The organism is Fonticella tunisiensis (genome assembly GCF_004364155.1).
Lineage (GTDB): Bacteria > Bacillota > Clostridia > Clostridiales > Caloramatoraceae > Fonticella > Fonticella tunisiensis.
The window spans coordinates 90,219-107,252 of sequence record NZ_SOAZ01000007.1 but is presented as its reverse complement, the minus strand read 5'-3'; the positions used below and the strand labels follow the sequence as shown (position 1 = coordinate 107,252).

General features: G+C 39.0%; 17 protein-coding genes and 1 riboswitch. Of the genes, 16 read left to right on the top strand and 1 reads right to left on the bottom strand.

From position 1 onward, the window contains the following. Window positions 1-106: 106 nt before the first annotated feature. Window positions 107-274 (top strand): hypothetical protein, encoded by a 168-nt coding sequence (locus tag EDD71_RS15510; RefSeq protein WP_207669292.1) that lies wholly within the window; start codon window positions 107-109, stop codon window positions 272-274. A gap of 73 nt (window positions 275-347) precedes the next feature. Here the strand turns inward: EDD71_RS15510 and EDD71_RS05935 are convergent, their stop codons facing one another. Continuing rightward, window positions 348-1,634, bottom strand: coding sequence for a S8 family peptidase (locus tag EDD71_RS05935; RefSeq protein WP_133627832.1), 1,287 nt, complete (start codon window positions 1,632-1,634; stop codon window positions 348-350). Between the two features lie 164 nt (window positions 1,635-1,798). Here EDD71_RS05935 and EDD71_RS05930 point away from each other — a divergent pair, with 164 nt between their 5' ends. The 15 genes from EDD71_RS05930 to EDD71_RS05860 all read left to right on the top strand — a co-directional run bounded on the left by EDD71_RS05930 (window position 1,799) and on the right by EDD71_RS05860 (window position 17,018). Next, entirely contained in the window at window positions 1,799-3,436 is a 1,638-nt protein-coding gene (locus EDD71_RS05930) for a putative polysaccharide biosynthesis protein (RefSeq protein ID WP_133627831.1), read from the top strand. A gap of 35 nt (window positions 3,437-3,471) precedes the next feature. Further along, window positions 3,472-3,587: riboswitch (FMN riboswitch) on the top strand. Window positions 3,588-3,691: 104 nt separating this feature from the next. After that, window positions 3,692-4,783, top strand: coding sequence for a bifunctional diaminohydroxyphosphoribosylaminopyrimidine deaminase/5-amino-6-(5-phosphoribosylamino)uracil reductase RibD (gene ribD, locus EDD71_RS05925; protein WP_133627830.1), 1,092 nt, complete (start codon window positions 3,692-3,694; stop codon window positions 4,781-4,783). Window positions 4,784-4,805: 22 nt separating this feature from the next. Then, window positions 4,806-5,456, top strand: coding sequence for a riboflavin synthase (locus EDD71_RS05920; RefSeq protein ID WP_133627829.1), 651 nt, complete (start codon window positions 4,806-4,808; stop codon window positions 5,454-5,456). Window positions 5,457-5,473: 17 nt separating this feature from the next. Further along, the gene (locus EDD71_RS05915; RefSeq protein ID WP_133627828.1) at window positions 5,474-6,685 is read left to right on the top strand and encodes a bifunctional 3,4-dihydroxy-2-butanone-4-phosphate synthase/GTP cyclohydrolase II; all 1,212 of its coding nucleotides are present in this window, start codon (window positions 5,474-5,476) and stop codon (window positions 6,683-6,685) included. Between the two features lies 1 nt (window position 6,686). Then, window positions 6,687-7,148: a 6,7-dimethyl-8-ribityllumazine synthase gene (gene ribH / locus EDD71_RS05910; protein WP_133627827.1), complete on the top strand. Its 462-nt coding sequence runs from the start codon at window positions 6,687-6,689 to the stop codon at window positions 7,146-7,148. Between the two features lie 153 nt (window positions 7,149-7,301). Beyond that, window positions 7,302-7,718 (top strand): HutP family protein, encoded by a 417-nt coding sequence (locus EDD71_RS05905; protein WP_133627826.1) that lies wholly within the window; start codon window positions 7,302-7,304, stop codon window positions 7,716-7,718. A gap of 222 nt (window positions 7,719-7,940) precedes the next feature. After that, on the top strand, window positions 7,941-8,951 hold the full coding sequence (locus EDD71_RS05900) for an ABC transporter substrate-binding protein (RefSeq protein WP_133627825.1): 1,011 nt from the start codon (window positions 7,941-7,943) through the stop codon (window positions 8,949-8,951). Between the two features lies 1 nt (window position 8,952). Next, window positions 8,953-9,849 (top strand): ABC transporter permease, encoded by an 897-nt coding sequence (locus tag EDD71_RS05895; RefSeq protein WP_133627824.1) that lies wholly within the window; start codon window positions 8,953-8,955, stop codon window positions 9,847-9,849. Then, window positions 9,824-10,615 (top strand): ABC transporter ATP-binding protein, encoded by a 792-nt coding sequence (locus tag EDD71_RS05890; protein WP_133627823.1) that lies wholly within the window; start codon window positions 9,824-9,826, stop codon window positions 10,613-10,615. Before EDD71_RS05895 ends, EDD71_RS05890 begins: the two co-directional genes overlap by 26 nt. A gap of 249 nt (window positions 10,616-10,864) precedes the next feature. Then, window positions 10,865-11,428: a glycerol-3-phosphate responsive antiterminator gene (locus tag EDD71_RS05885; RefSeq protein WP_133627822.1), complete on the top strand. Its 564-nt coding sequence runs from the start codon at window positions 10,865-10,867 to the stop codon at window positions 11,426-11,428. 152 nt (window positions 11,429-11,580) lie between these two features. After that, entirely contained in the window at window positions 11,581-13,077 is a 1,497-nt protein-coding gene (glpK, locus tag EDD71_RS05880) for a glycerol kinase GlpK (RefSeq protein WP_133627821.1), read from the top strand. Window positions 13,078-13,094: 17 nt separating this feature from the next. After that, complete coding sequence (locus tag EDD71_RS05875; RefSeq protein ID WP_133627820.1) at window positions 13,095-13,799, top strand: MIP/aquaporin family protein; 705 nt, start codon at window positions 13,095-13,097, stop codon at window positions 13,797-13,799. A 127-nt stretch (window positions 13,800-13,926) separates the two neighbouring features. Beyond that, on the top strand, window positions 13,927-15,366 hold the full coding sequence (locus EDD71_RS05870) for an NAD(P)/FAD-dependent oxidoreductase (RefSeq protein WP_133627819.1): 1,440 nt from the start codon (window positions 13,927-13,929) through the stop codon (window positions 15,364-15,366). A 17-nt stretch (window positions 15,367-15,383) separates the two neighbouring features. Beyond that, window positions 15,384-16,646, top strand: a complete 1,263-nt coding sequence (locus EDD71_RS05865) for an NAD(P)/FAD-dependent oxidoreductase (RefSeq protein WP_133627818.1) — start codon at window positions 15,384-15,386, stop codon at window positions 16,644-16,646. Between the two features lie 3 nt (window positions 16,647-16,649). After that, complete coding sequence (locus tag EDD71_RS05860) at window positions 16,650-17,018, top strand: DUF1667 domain-containing protein (protein ID WP_133627817.1); 369 nt, start codon at window positions 16,650-16,652, stop codon at window positions 17,016-17,018. The last annotated feature ends 16 nt before the right edge of the window (window positions 17,019-17,034 follow it).

Genomic DNA, 17,034 nt, shown 5'->3' with positions numbered 1-17,034 from the left:
ATTGGAATTAAATAAAAATATTATAAATACATGAACAATTTAGAAGAACATAAAATCATTATATATAAAAAAGACTCTTAGTTCAAATGGAATTTGAAAGTATAATTTGAAAGCATGTTATTATAAAGAATGCAACATTCCAGGGATGGAGGAGAAATATGGAGACACTTGGAATATATTCAGCAATACAACCATAATGGATAAAAGGCCTGAGAATACTGAGCTAATTGTTTTGATTGTTGATGAAAAAATTGGAACACTTGAGGAAAAATAATATAATAAGATGTAAGGATAGAAGCAGAGAAATAAGAATAACCTGCCCATGTCTATGCAGGCTATTCTTATTTCTATTTTACCGCTTCTTCTGCGTTTATGATTCCTGCACCCTGGGAGTTTTTGTCTACACCTGAAACAGGAATGGCGGTTTTAATAAGCCTTTCCTTTACCTCACCGGGGGTAAGGGATGGATTTGCCTGAAGCATCTGACATACAACTCCGGTACATATTGGTGTTGCCATTGATGTCCCGGACAGAGAAGTGTAGAGATTTCCAACTCTTGCACTCTTATTCTGTTTATCAATGAGTGAGCCGGGTACTCTAAGGGATATAATATCAACTCCAGGTGCTACAATATCAGGTTTCTGAAGGTTATCTATTGTGGGGCCACGGCTTGAAAAATCGGCTATTACGTCGTCAAAGGCCGGTATTGTATTGTTGTCGTTTAATGCTCCCACAGTAATTATTAATGGGTCTATTCCAGGGGAGTTTATAGTGTTTGGCTCGGGGCCGCTGTTTCCTGCTGCAGCGCATACCACTATCCCTGCTTTCCACGCACTTTCAACTGCCTGGCATACAGGGTCATCCTTATAAGACTGCATTGGGGGGCTTCCCAGGGACAAATTCATAACCCTTATATTTAAAAGATCCTTATTGTCTATGCACCACTGAATTCCCTCAATAACAGTTGAAAAGCTGCCAGATCCCTCTTTATTTAGTATCTTAACCCCAACTATATTTGCCTCAGGTGCAGTCCCGCGATATTTATAGTTTGAACTTTTTCCGCTTGAGGCTATATTGCCTGCAACATGGGTTCCGTGGCCATTGTCATCGTATGCAGTTTTTTTATTTTTTATAAAGTCTACAAAGCCAATTATTCTGCCCTTAAGATCTGGATGATTATAGACTCCTGAATCAAGTACTGCTACCGTAATACCCTTTCCTGTAATGCCGCTTTTCCATAGTGTGGAAGACTTTATAACGCTTGAGGCCGTATCAAGTACAGCGTGTACTTCACCATCAAGCCATATCTTTTTTACACCTCTATTTTCAGCGAGTTTTCTAAGTTTTTTTGCATTAACTCTGGTACGGAAGGAGTTTATCAAAGGAAGCTCCTTTTCTATCCTGCATCCTGTTGATGACGCCAGGGACATAATTGAAAAGGCACTGGCATGATTTTTTTCGACTTGAACGATAACATTATATTTTTTATAACGCTGTTTTAACCACTTAAAGAAGTTTTGCATAAAACATGGAACATGCCTGAAGGATCGATACCATTCAAGGGCGATCTTCCTTAAGGCAGGGCAAAATTTTTGGCTGTTGATTCTTATCCAGCTTACTTCTTGAAATATCATATTAAACCTCCTGTCATTTCTCTAAGATATAATATTCAAGAAATTGAAAAATGACATAAAGCAATGTGGAGGTTAAGATGAATTTTCATTTTATTGATAATAATTGAAGCGAATGATAAAATATAGTGGATACCAATGAATTAAGGAAAAACGAGGAGTTTCATATGAAGAAGCAATCAACAATAGGTGGTTTTGCATATTTATCCGTAGCAGTACTAATTGTAAAGGTGTTGTCCCTTTTATATTTACCTGTGCTAGTTGCAATATTAGGGGATGAAGGCTATGGAGTTTATGCTGCTTCCTACCAGATATTTGTTGTAATTTATGCAGTGACAAACTCAGGGCTTCCCCAGTCCATTTCAAAACTTGTATCGGAGCTTACGGCAGTTGGAAACTATAAGGATGCTGTAAAGGTATTTAAAATGTCCAGAGCGCTGCTGATATGTCTGGGTTTTATAGTTTCAGTTTTGTTTTTCATATTTGCAAAATCCATTGCAGCTGCAGTGCATTACCCAAGGTCATATTTAGGGGTGCTGGCACTGGCTCCAACGATATTTTTCTCCACAATAAATACATCATATAGGGGATATTTTCAGGGAAGGGGCAATATGGCTCCCACAGCTGTTTCGCAGGTAATTGAGCAGGTTATAAATATAGTATTTACTCTGATTCTGGCCTATGCATTTATAAGGCACAGTTTGGAAGCAGCAGTCGGGGGAGGAGCCTTTGCAACTTCCATAGCAGCCCTTTTTACATCTTTATTTCTTGTACATTTATATAGAAAGAATAAAGAGTCAAAAATTGTAAGAATGCATGACCCATCGGTTAAGAGATATTCAAATAAGCAATTATTTAAGAGGATATTAAATTGCAGCATACCCCTGTCAGCATATACGCTTATGTACAATCTAGGAAATATAATAGACCTCAGCAACACGAAAGCAAGGCTTCTGCATGCAGGTTTTTTAGAATCAGAGGCCACAAAGCTATTTGGTTTTCTAACCAAATATAATCAGCTTATAGGAATTCCGAATGCAATAATTACTTCCCTATCTGTGGCAATTCTTCCTGCAATTGCAGCAGCTGCTGCAAGAAACGATAGGGATGAGGTCATAGATAAAATAGAAATGGCGTTTAAAACCTGCTTTTTAATATCAATTCCCTCTGCAGTTGGGCTGAGCATTCTAAGCTACCCCATTTACAGGCTTATGAAGTTTGGCGGTGGATCCTATGTAATGCTTTATGGGGCTTATGTCCTGGTGCTTATGTCAGCCGTTCAGGTATTCAGCACAATACTTCAGGGGCTTGGAAGACTTTATCTGGTTTCTTCCTTTCTTATAATAGGAATTGCAGGGAAAATAATAACTAACTATTTTGTCGTTGCGATACCAGATATAAACATCCTTGGTGCCATAATTGGAAATACGATATACTATCTCATACCTCTGGTGCTTGGGAATATAATACTTGTTAAGACTATAAACAATAAAACAAACGTATTTGTTTACGCCGTTAGGCCAGCAATAGCATCTGGCATAATGGGAATTGGTATATATGGCATTTATACTGTACTCCATTATGTTATAAGTTTCATTAGCAGTGGATATATTTCATATGCTGTGCCTGCATTGATTTGTATTGTTTTAGGAGAATATGTATATTTTGTTTCGCTGATTTTTATGAAAGGCATTACAAGTGAAGATTTGAATATACTGCCTGAAAGGCTTAGAAAGTTTATTCCAAAACACATGATGGATTTGATTAAGAAAAGAGAAAAAACTGGTCAATATATTGACAATTAATGCTGATGGTGATAGGCTTTAATTATAAAAATTAATATTACCTTCAGGGCGGGGTGTAAGTCCCCACCGGCGGTAAAGCCCGCGAGCCGAAAGGCATGATCCGGTGAAACTCCGGGGCCGACAGTTAAAGTCTGGATGGAAGAAGGTGTACGAGAAATTGTATGTTTTTTATATTTATACAGCAGAATAATATCTTGTACAAAAATAGCCCTGAAGCTAAGACTTCAGGGCTATTTTTTATTCGGAGGTGAGATTTTGCATATTGAATATATGGAAAGGGCCTTAGAGCTTGCAAAAAAAAGTGAAGGGTTTACAAAACCGAATCCTTTAGTAGGAGCAGTTATAGTAAAGAACGGAAGAATTATAGGCGAGGGATATCATCAAAAATATGGAGAAAATCATGCTGAGATAAACGCCTTCAATAGTGCCACTGAAAATGTTAGTGGAGCCGTCATGTATGTTACTTTAGAACCATGCTCCCATTATGGAAAGACACCACCCTGCGCCAACGCTATTGTTAAAAAGGGGATTAAAAAGGTAGTAATAGGGATGATGGATCCTAACCCTGTTGTATCAGGAAAAGGTATAGAAATTTTAAAAAGCAATGGTATAGAAGTTGAAGTGGGAGTGCTTGAAGACAAAATAAAAAAACTGAATGAAATCTTCATCAAGTATATAACAACTCAGATTCCATTTTGCATTTTAAAAGCTGCCATGACACTGGATGGTAAGATAGCTTCATATTCTGGAGATTCAAAATGGATTTCAAATGAACTATCAAGAAGATATGTCCATAGGCTCAGGCATAGGGTGTCCGGAATTATGGTGGGTATAAATACAATTATTAATGATGATCCTCTTTTAACAACGAGACTCGATGATACTGATGGAATTGACCCGATAAGAATAGTTGTTGACAGCAAGGGGAGAATACCCTTGAGTGCAAAAGTTTTACATGGAAATTCAAAAGCAAAAACAATAATCGCAGCTACTGAGTTTATAGACAAGGATAAAATAAAAGCCATTCAGGAAACTGGTGCAGAGATTATATTGACTCCTCCAAAAGATGATAAAGTTGACTTATGTTATTTGATGAAGGAGTTGGGGAAAAGAAAAATAGACAGCGTTCTTTTAGAGGGAGGAGGAACGCTAAATTTTGCTGCTCTGAGGGAAGGAATTGTTGATAAAGTTAACTTCTTTATAGCACCAAAAATATTGGGGGGAAGGGAAGCAAAAACTCCTGTAGGTGGACAGGGCATAGGTTTAGTAAGGGATGCTATTATACTGAAGGATATGGAAATTTATAGATTTGGTGAGGACATCATGATAGAAGGATACATTTTGTGAATTTCTAAGGAGGTTAATTGATATGTTTACAGGATTGGTGGAGGAGGTAGGTGTTGTTGAGTCTGTAATTAAATCCTCAAAATCAGCTGTTATTAAAATCAAGGCAAAGAAGGTACTTGAAGGTGTAAAGATAGGGGATAGTATAAGTACAAACGGTGTATGCCTTACAGTAACGGACTTTGATTCAAGCAGCTTTACAGTTGATGTTATGGCTGAGACCATGAAAAGAAGTAATTTAAAGAATCTTATGCGGGGAAGCAGAGTCAACCTTGAAAGGGCTTTGAAAGTTGGTGACAGGATAGGAGGACATCTTGTCAGCGGCCATATCGATGGTGTTGGAGTCATTAAAAACTTTGAGGAGGAAGACAATGCCCTATGGATATCCATAGCTGCCCCTCAGGATATATTAAAATACGTTGTTTATAAAGGCTCTATATCAATTGATGGTGTAAGCCTGACCGCTGCATATGTTGATTGCGATATGTTTAAGGTATCAATTATTCCCCATACAAAGGCTGTAACTACCCTTATTGAAAAAAACATAGGTGATGAGGTAAATCTTGAATGCGACATGATTGGAAAATATGTTGAAAGGTTTTTATTGTTTAAAGAGCCTTCAAATGCCAAAAAAGACATTGACATTGATTTTCTAAGTGAACATGGATTTATATAAAATGTGAGGTGAACTAAATGTACAAGTTTAACACAATTGAGGATGCCATTGAAGACATTAGAAATGGAAAAATGATAGTTGTTGTTGATGAGGAGGACAGAGAAAATGAGGGAGATCTTCTAATGGCAGCTGAAATGGTAACCCCTGAAGCCATAAACTTTATGACAAAGTACGGTAGGGGGCTTATATGTATGCCTATAATAGGAGAGAGGCTTAGGGAACTTAATATTGGCCCAATGGTTGTTCAAAATACCGATTCACATGGAACGGCATTTACAGTTTCAATTGATGCAGTTGAAACTGCCACAGGAATTTCGGCCTATGAAAGAGCCTTTACAATACAGAAGGTATTAGACCCTAAAGCAACTTACAGGGATTTTAAAAGGCCGGGGCATGTTTTTCCACTTGAAGCAAGGGAAGGTGGAGTTTTAAAAAGGGCAGGACATACTGAGGCTGCAGTAGACCTGGCAAGGCTTGCAGGGTTATATCCTGCAGGGGTAATATGTGAAATTATGAATGAAGATGGAACAATGGCGAGAGTTCCTCAGCTTATAGAATATGTAAAGGAACATAATCTTAAAATGATAACCATTGCTGATTTAATTGCCTATAGAAGAAAAAACGAAGTCCTGGTAAAACGTGTTGCAGAGGCAAATATGCCAACTAAATACGGTGAATTTAGAATAATTGGATATGAAAATATTTTAAACGGTGAGCATCATGTTGCTCTGGTTAAGGGTGATGTTTCAGATGGAAAACCTGTGCTTGTAAGAGTCCACTCAGAATGTCTAACTGGAGATGCCTTCGGTTCCTTAAGGTGCGACTGCGGAGAACAGTACGCAGCTGCAATGAAGAAAATCAATGATGAAGGCAGAGGTGTTCTTTTGTACATGCGCCAGGAGGGGAGAGGTATAGGACTTATTAATAAGCTCAGGGCATATGCTCTTCAGGACCAGGGACTTGATACAGTTGAGGCAAACTTGGCACTTGGATTCCCTGAGGATATGAGGGACTATGGAATTGGGGCGCAGATACTTGCTGACCTTGGAGTTAAAAAAATAAGGCTTATGACCAATAACCCAAAGAAACTTTCAGGGCTTTCAGGCTATGGAATTGAAATAGTTGAAAGGATTCCTATTCAAATGAACCATAATGAAAGAAATGAATACTATTTAAGAACAAAGAAAGAAAAAATGGGACATATGTTAGTTTTTAAGGAGGCAAAGTAAAATGAAAATTTATGAAGGAAAATTAGTTGCCCAAGGTTTGAAGTTTGGTATAATAGTTGGAAGATTTAATGAGTTTATTGGAAGCAAGCTGTTATCAGGTGCCATCGATGCTTTAAAGCGACATGGAGTAGATGATGATAACATTGAAATTGCATGGGTTCCTGGAGCCTTTGAAATACCACTTATTGCAAAGAAAATGGCAAAGTCAGGCAAGTACGATGGAGTTATATGCCTGGGGGCTGTTATAAGGGGTGCAACTCCTCACTTTGACTATGTTTCAAATGAAGTTTCAAAGGGAATTGCAAGTGTATCCCTTGAAACGGAAGTTCCTGTCGTTTTCGGGGTACTTACTACAGATACAATAGAGCAGGCAATTGAAAGGGCGGGAACAAAGGCTGGAAACAAGGGTTATGATGCAGCAGTTACGGCTATTGAGATGGCAAATCTAATAAGATGTCTATAATCAACTCATAATTTCATATATCAATAGTAATTGTTTTAAAAGAGCCTTCGGGCTCTTTTGTTATTGTTTGAAATAATTTATTAACCAAAAATGCAAAATGTTTAATGGAAATATTGTATAATTAAACTGTTGAATAAAAACGGAGGTGGAAAAATGAAGTGGGATAGCATTGATATCGCAAAGGCGTCGATTAAAATGGCTATATCCTCAAGGGAAGATGAACAAAGGCTAATTGAGGATTTTAGGGAAAAGGGAATCTTGACTGCTGCAGTTGATTTTGGAGGGGATCTCATCTCTTCAATACCAAAGATAATCGAAAGAGCTCTTGTGGCCTCAAGAAGAAGTGGAATTACAAAGGAGTGCCATGTACACGACGGCGCTGTTGCAGGTGCCGCCAGGGAGGCAATAATGCAGGTAGCTGCAAAGGCAAATGGTCTTAACGTTGGAGGCAAAATAGGTATAGCAAGGTGTGGAGAACATATAAGCGTATGTATTTTTATGAGTATTGGCCTTCTTCACTTAAACGAGGTTGTTATAGGGCTTGGCCATAGATCAATTCCGGAAAATTAATAAAAATACACTTGAATTTTGAACATAAAGGTTATATAATTATATTTAAATAACACTTTGGAAGGTATTGGTGTAGTTTTGTAGTATAGGTTCAAATGTAGTATGGTAGTTTAGCAGTATAGAAGGAGATAGCTCTCCCCTCATGGGATATTGATCCATATGTTTATAAACTCTCCTCTGGAGGGTTTTTTTATTATATAAAATTTTTAGGAGGATGGTAGTATGGTAGGTAAAAACATTTTCAAAATCACAACTCTTATTGTTCTTTTAGCTTCATTTCTTATGGTGAGCTGCAGTAAAGTTAAATCTGGTTCATCAAATTCAACACAAGATAAAATCGTCAAAATTGGTATCTCACAGCTTGTGGAACACCCTGCATTGGATTCAGCAAGGAAAGGTTTTATCGACGCACTTAAATCAAAGGGCTTTAAGGATGGCAATAATATAGAGATAGATTTTCAAAACGCTCAGGGAGACATTCCAACCTCCCAGACCATAGCTCAAAATTTTGTTTCAGAGAAAAAGGATATGATACTTGCAATTGCAACTCCAGCTGCACAGGCTGCTTTTAACGCTACAAAGGACATTCCAATATTAATAACAGCTGTTACAGATCCGGTATCTGCAGGGCTTGTAAAATCTATGGAAAAGTCAGAGACGAATGTCACAGGTACGAGCGATGCAGCCCCGATTGAGAAACAGTTTGAACTCATTAAAAAGCTTGTTCCAAACGCAAAAAAGGTAGGTATATTATACAATACAAGTGAAAGTAATTCGGAGGTTCAGGCGGAACAGGCGAAGAAGATAGCACCTGATTTTGGATTTGAGATAGTAACCTCAGGAATTACAAACGTTAATGATATTTCTCAGGCGCTTGAGGCTCTTTTAAAGAAAGTAGATGTTTTATACGCTCCCACTGACAACGTTATTGCATCATCAATGGCATTGATATCAAGTAAATGTGTTGAGGCTAAAATCCCCGTAATAGCGGCAGAAGCAGGCATGGTAAATTCAGGAGCTCTTGCTACAGAAGGTATTGACTATTATAACCTTGGATTCCAGACAGGTCTTGCAGCAGTAGAAGTAATAAACGGCAAGAGACCTCAGGATATGCCGGTAACTACCCTTAAGGATACAAAGCTAATAATCAATACTGAAACTGCTGATAAGCTTGGAATTACAATTCCACAGGAATTAAAGGATAAGGCGGAGCTTGTTAAAGGAGGAAAGTAGCATGTCAGGACTTATAGGTGTAGTGCTGGAGCAGGGGTTTATTTTTGGAATAATGGCACTTGGGGTGTATATCACCTATAGAACACTGGATTTTCCAGATCTATCGGTGGACGGCACTTTTGCCCTTGGAGCAGCTGTTACGGCAGCCTCCCTTGTAAAGGGCATAAATCCAATAACAGCCTGCACACTATCATTACTTGCAGGGATACTGGCAGGTGCTGTAACAGGATTTTTACACGTAAAACTTGGAATAACAAACCTGCTTTCAGGTATTTTAGTGATGATTGGGCTCTATTCCATCAACTTGAGGATAATGGGAAAGGCAAACCTTCCCTTTTTTAACAAAGAAACTATATTTACAGGCAGCAGCCCTAAAATAGTTATAGTTTTAGTTATTGCAATAGGTGTAAAGCTAATATTGGATTTGTTTCTTAAAACAAAGATTGGATTTGTTTTAAGAGCAACTGGTGACAACCCGGGCATTGTAGTCTCCCTTGGAATAGATATAGGGTTAATTAAAATACTTGGCCTTGCACTTTCTAATGGACTTGTGTCCCTTTCAGGATCAATAATGGCACAGTATCAGAGGTTTTCAGACGTTGGAATGGGAAGCGGAATTATTGTAATGGGACTTGCATCCATTATATTTGGAGAGAGCGTTTTAAAAAGATTTTCATTGATTTCGCCTTCTACAATGGTTCTTGCAGGTGCTATTATGTATAAGGCAAGCACTTCTATTGCTTTAGAGCTTGGATTCCCTCCAACGGATTTGAAGCTTATAACATCTATAATAGTTGTCATTGCACTTGGATTAAGCAATAAGAGGATAGGGACTACTTTAAAGCGTGTAATATCAAGGGGAGGGGATTCAAATGCTGCAAATGCAAAATCTGCGTAAGGTTTATAACAGGGGTACGGTTAACGAAAACGTTGTTATAAATGGTTTGTCCCTAAACATTGATGAAGGTGATTTTATAACAGTAATTGGCAGCAATGGAGCAGGAAAGTCAACCCTTTTAAACGCTATATCAGGAGCAATTGAGGTGGACGAAGGCTCAATAGTTTTAAATGGAAAGGAAATATCAAATCTTCCTGAGTTTAAACGTTCAAGATTTATAGGAAGAGTATTCCAAAACCCTGCAATGGGGACTTCACCTTCGATGACCATTCTTGAGAATCTGTCAATGGCCTTTAACAAGGGAAAGAGGTTTGGGCTAACCTTTGGGGTTTCAAAAAGGAATATATCCCACTTTAGGGAAATTTTATCTCAGCTTAATCTTGGACTTGAGGATAAGCTCAATGTGAAGGTTGGGCTTTTGTCCGGAGGGCAAAGGCAGGCACTATCCCTTATAATGGCTACAATGTCAGATCCCGAAATACTTCTTTTGGATGAACACACAGCTGCCCTTGACCCTGCAACATCTGAGAGAATAATAGAGATAACTCAGGATATAGTTCAAAGTAGAAAGATAACTACCCTTATGGTAACCCATAACCTTCACCATGCAATAGACCTTGGAAACAGGATTATTATGATGCACAGGGGAAGTATAATACTTGATATCAAAGGAGACAAAAAGAAGGGACTGACAAAAGAAAGCCTTTTGAAATTATTTGAAAAGACACATCCTGATGATTTAAGCGATAGGTTACTTCTTGCATAAATACCCCCCTATTGATAAATATATAAAAACCCGGCTCCTAAAGTAGAGCCGGGTTTTTACTGTAATATAGAACTCGATGCTTTCATTGAGAATATGGAAGATGTTATTAAAATTGATTTAATGGCTATGGAATCACATGAACAATATTGAATATTTTATCCAGATATATTGTAAAGCTATAACTTTAATGTTATATTTATCTAGAAAAAGTAGTAAATAATATAAGAAAAAAATAAAGGTGGGGGATTTATGCAGGATTTAGAGGAAATTTTAGTTGAAAATCCTGTTATTGCAGCAATAAGGAACGATGCTCAACTGGAAGATGCATGCAGTGGAAAGCCTAAAATAGTTTTCGTTCTCTATGGGAATTTACTTAATATAAAGGGCATATGTAACAGGCTCAGGGAAGCAGGTAAAATAATATTCATCCACATCGATATGATAGAGGGGTTAAAGGGTGATGCACTTGGTCTTGAGTACATAAAAAAAGAGGCTAATCCGAATGGAATTATAACAACAAAGGTCAGCAATGTAAGGCATGCTAGAAACCTTGGACTTATAGTAATTCAAAGAATATTTATATTAGACTCCCTCTCGCTGGATACGGGAATTAAAAATATGAAGGACCATATGCCCGATGCAATAGAAGTATTGCCCGGTATTGCAAGCAGAATAATTAATTCAATTGAAGACAGGGTTTCACTTCCTATAATAGCAGGTGGACTTATAAAAACTAAAAAGGATGTACTTGAGTGCCTTTCTATGGGTGCCATTGCGGTATCAACAAGCAGCACGAATTTATGGGATTTATAAAACATAATATTTTAAAAATTCCGAATAAATTTTTCTCAGCCCTAATATATATATATTAGGGCTGAGAAAAGAGAGCCGTATTTAAGTTAAGTTTTACTTTGCTTAAGTGCGGCTTTTTCGTTGCCCAATATATTTTAAGGGGGAATTTAGAAATGGCCAGGTACATAATGGCACTTGACCAGGGGACTACCAGCTCAAGATGCATCCTCTTCAATGAAAAGGGGCTTAGCGTAGGAGTTGATCAGAAGGAATTTACACAGATTTATCCAAAGGCTGGCTGGGTTGAACATGATCCTATGGAGATATGGAAGACCCAGTATGAAGTTGCAAAGGGAGCTATCGAAAGGGCTAACATTACAGCTGAAGATATTGCAGCCATTGGAATAACCAATCAAAGGGAGACAACTGTTGTATGGGATAAGAGAACAGGTCAGCCTGTTTACAACGCAATAGTATGGCAGTGCAGAAGAACGGCTCCTATTTGCGACGATCTTGTATCAAGGGGATTTAAAGAAAAGATTAGAGAAAAGACAGGCCTCATAGTTGATGCATATTTCTCAGGAACAAAGGTTAAGTGGATACTTGATAATGTAGAAGGTGCAAGGGAAGAGGCTGAAAAGGGAAATCTCCTGTTTGGAAATATCGATACATGGCTTATTTGGAACCTTACAAAGGGTAAGGTACATGTTACTGACTACAGCAACGCATCAAGAACTATGTTATTCAATATACACGACTTAAAGTGGGACGAAGAGCTTCTTGAAATACTAAATATTCCAAAGGCAATGCTCCCAGAGGTTAAACCATCAAGCTGCGTTTATGGATATACTGACCCTTCACTCTTTGGTGCTGAAATTCCAATAGCAGGAGATGCAGGAGATCAGCAGGCGGCATTGTTTGGACAGACATGTTATGAGCCTGGAACAGCTAAAAACACATATGGTACAGGATGCTTTATGCTTATGAACACAGGAGAAAAGGCAGTTGAATCGAAGAACGGCCTTTTAACTACCATAGCCTGGGGAATAGATGGAAAGGTTGAATATGCGCTTGAAGGAAGTATATTTGTTGCAGGTGCAGCAATTCAGTGGCTCAGAGATGAACTCAAAATAATAGAAACATCTCCCGAGTCAGAAAAATATGCAACTGCAGTTGAGGATACAAATGGTGTATATGTGGTTCCTGCATTTGTTGGCCTCGGTGCACCATACTGGGATCAATATGCAAGGGGAACAATAGTTGGCCTCACAAGAGGGGCTAAGAAGGAGCATCTAATCAGGGCAACCCTTGAATCACTGGCATACCAGACCTACGATGTGCTTAAGGCCATGGAAGAGGATTCAGGAATCAGCCTTAAGGCACTTAAGGTCGATGGTGGAGCATGTGCTAACAACTTCCTAATGCAGTTCCAATCAGATATACTTGGTGTCCAGGTTGACAGGCCGGAAGTTATTGAAACAACAGCTCTTGGTGCTGCTTATCTTGCAGGGCTTGCAGTAGGTTATTGGAAGGATAAGAAGGAAGTATCACAGAACTGGGCAGTTTCAAGATCCTTTAAGCCTGGAATGGACTGCGAAAAGAGAGAAGAGCTTCTCAGGGGATGGCATGAAGCGGTTAAGAGGTCACTTGGATGGTATAAGGAAAGTTAAATCAGGGAGGGGTATAGATGTCACATTTTCTGGGAGAAGTCATAGGTACCATGATACTTATAATTCTTGGCGACGGTGTTGTTGCCAACGTAGTTCTTGGAAAGACAAAGGGTAATAGTAGTGGATGGATAGTTATAACTACTGGTTGGGCATTTGCAGTTGCAATTCCTGCATTCATTTTCGGTGGGATAAGCGGTGCTCACTTTAACCCGGCCCTTACCATAGGACTTGCAGCCATAGGAAAGTTCCCGTGGGCAGAGGTTCCAACTTATATAGCTGGGCAGATGATAGGTGCATTTCTTGGTGCAGTTATTGTATATCTCCATTATCTTCCACACTGGTCGGCAACTGAGGATAAGGCTTCAAAACTTGCTGTATTCTGTACAGGTCCTGCAATTAGAAGCACAGGTGCAAACTTCATATCAGAATTCATAGGAACCTTCATACTTGTATTTGGCATTCTAGGGCTTGGAACTGTTAAGATGGCAGATGGCCTTGGAACGCTGGCAGTTGGCCTCTTAATCTGGGTAATAGGTCTTGCACTTGGCGGACCCACTGGTTATGCAATTAATCCTGCAAGGGACCTTGGGCCGCGTATAGCCCATGCGGTACTTCCTATTCCAGGAAAGGGAGATTCAGATTGGGGATATGCCTGGATTCCAGTTATAGCTCCCATACTCGGGGGATTAGTAGGGGCACTTATATTTAATGGATTATTCTAAGTTTATTTTGTAATAATTATATATATGATAATATTTAATAGATTTTAAATAAAGGCCAAGTACAGGAGAGCCATTATTTAAGGACCTGAGTTCTTAAATAATGGCCTTTTGCATGGGGAGGGATTACATGTTTGATATTACAATAATTGGTTCTGGAGTAGTAGGGTGTTCAATTGCCAGAGAGCTTGCAAGGTATAAGCTTGATATTTGTGTTTTGGAAAAGGAAAGCGATGTTGCCTGTGGTACCACAAGGGCAAACAGTGCAATTATACATGCAGGCTACGATGCAAAGCCAGGAACCCTCAAGGCAAAGCTAAATGCACTTGGTAATCCAATGTATGATAAGCTTGCGGAGGAACTTGAATTCCCATTTAGAAGAAACGGTTCAATCGTAATATGTTTCAGCCATGAAGAAATTAAGGGGCTTGAAAAGCTTTTAGACCAGGGAAGGAAAAATGGAATACCAGGGCTTAGGATAATTTATAAGGATGAACTTATGAAGATGGAGCCAAATCTTTCAGATGAGGTTGTTGCAGCACTTTATGCTGAAACGGCAGGAATAGTTTGTCCATATGAAATGACTATAGCACTTGCTGAAAATGCAGCAGAAAACGGGGTAGAGTTTAAGTTAAATTCGAGGGTATTAAACATAGTTAAAAAGGAAAACTTTTATGAGATTGAGACTATAAATGAAGTGATTAAAACGAAAATGGTTATAAATGCTGCAGGAGTCTACGCCGATGAGATAAATAACATGGTAAGTAAGAATAAAATAAAGATAATTCCAAGGCGAGGGGAGTACTGTGTATTTGATAAATCCGTTGGGGATATGGTTAAAACCACAGTATTTCAGCTTCCAACTGCCCTTGGTAAGGGAATACTTGTAGCCCCTACAATAGATGGAAACCTTCTCGTGGGACCAAATGCAGTTGATGTTGAGGATAAGGAGGATGTGAGCACAACGAGAGAGGGACTTAACGAGGTTTTAAGAGTTGCCAAAAGGAGTGTGAAATGCATTCCAACGGATAAAATAATCACTTCCTTTGCAGGCCTTAGAGCAAGGTGCACAAAGGAGGATTTTATAATTGGGGAGGCCGATGATGCAGAAAACTTTATAAACGCTGCAGGAATAGAATCACCTGGACTTACAAGTGCACCTGCCATTGCCAGAATGGTTGAGGGAATTGTAATTCAAAAGCTTAATCCAGAAATGAAGAAGGATTTTAATCCCATAAGAAAGGCCATTAAAAAGTTCAGGGAGCTTACAAACGATGAAAGAAGGGAAATTATTAAAGAAAATCCTTCCTATGGAAAAATCGTATGCAGGTGTGAAACCGTTACTGAGGGAGAGGTGCTTGAGGCAATAAGAAGGCCGCTTGGTGCAAGAACCCTTGATGCAGTCAAAAGAAGAACAAGATGTGGAATGGGAAGATGCCAGTCAGGTTTTTGTTCAACCAGGATAGTCGATATACTCTCAAGGGAGCTTAATGAGCCAATAACTGATATTACAAAGTTTGGGGGGCATTCAAACATATTGGTTGAGAAAAACAAGGAAGGCATTAATTAAATAAGGGGGCGCTCTAGATGAAGGAATATGATATTGTAATAATCGGTGGAGGACCGGCAGGGCTTGCTGCTGCCATAAGTGCCAGGGAGGAAGAAATAGAAAATATTCTCATTCTTGAAAGGGAAGATAAGCTTGGAGGAATATTAAACCAGTGTATTCATAACGGTTTTGGTCTTCACATTTTTAAGGAGGAGCTTACAGGGCCCGAGTACGCTAAAAGGTTTATAGATAAAGTTTTAAAGTTAAACATCCCCTATAAGCTAAATACAATGGTAATAGATTTCAATAGGGACAAAATAATTACCGCAGTAAACGAGGAGGACGGCCTACTTGAAATAAAGGCAAAGGCCGTCGTGCTTGCAATGGGCTGCAGAGAAAGGCCAAGGGGAGCCCTCAATATTCCAGGCTCGAGATGTGCAGGCATTTTAACTGCAGGAACTGCACAGAAATATGTGAATATAAAGGGATATTTGCCAGGTAAAAAAATTGTGGTTTTAGGCTCAGGAGATATAGGGCTTATTATGGCAAGGAGGATGACACTTGAAGGGGCAAAGGTTGTTGAAGTGGATGAGCTTTTGCCATACTCAAGTGGGCTTAAAAGAAATATAGTCCAGTGTTTAAATGATTACAACATACCACTAAAACTCAGCCATACAGTAGTTGACATAAAGGGAAAGGAAAGGGTAGAGGGGGTTACCGTTGCCCAGGTTGATGAAAATAGAAATATCATACCGGGTACTGAGGAGTTTGTTTCCTGTGACACCCTTTTACTATCAGTTGGGCTTATACCTGAAAATGAGCTTACAAGGAAGGCGAATATTGAAATTTCAGGTAATACGGGAGGGCCAATGGTTGACGAAACAATGGAGACAGAGATTCCAGGGGTATTTGCCTGCGGAAACGTTCTTCATGTCCATGACCTTGTTGACTTCGTAACTATGGAGAGTATGGAAGCGGGTAAAAATGCAGCCAGATATGTAAAGGGAATGTATGAAAAGAAGGGGGAAGTAGTAGAACTTACAGCAGGTGAAGGAGTAAGATACACTGTTCCTGTTTGGGTTCATACAGGAAACCTTGGTGATGGAGTAGACGTAAGATTTAGAGTTTCAAATGTTTATAGGGATAAATATATATCTGTATATTTTGATGACGTAAGGATTATGCACCTTAAAAAGAGGATACTAACCCCCGGAGAGATGGAAACGATAAGGCTCAAGCCGGCATTTTTCAAGGATAGGACTGATATTAGGAAAATAACGATTAAGGTTGAGGGGGAGTAGTATATGATTAAGAAGGAGCTTATTTGTATAGGATGCCCCCTTGGATGCAGCCTTGAGGTTTTAGTGGAGAATGGAAGTGTTATAAAAATTTCAGGCCATTCCTGCAAAAAGGGAGAGGATTACGCCGTAAAGGAGTGTACAAATCCCACAAGGATAATTACCACAACCCTTGAGGTTATAAATGGAGCAGAGGCTATGGTTTCAGTTAAAACTGAAAGGGATATACCAAAGGATAAGATTTATGAATGTATAAGAGCTTTAAAGGGAGTGAAGGTGGAAGCTCCTGTTGAAGCAGGACAGGTTATAGTTGAAAACATCCTTAACACAGGAGTAAATGTAATAGCCACCAAAAACGTAGCAAGGAAGGCTTAGCCTTAACTTGGATGAA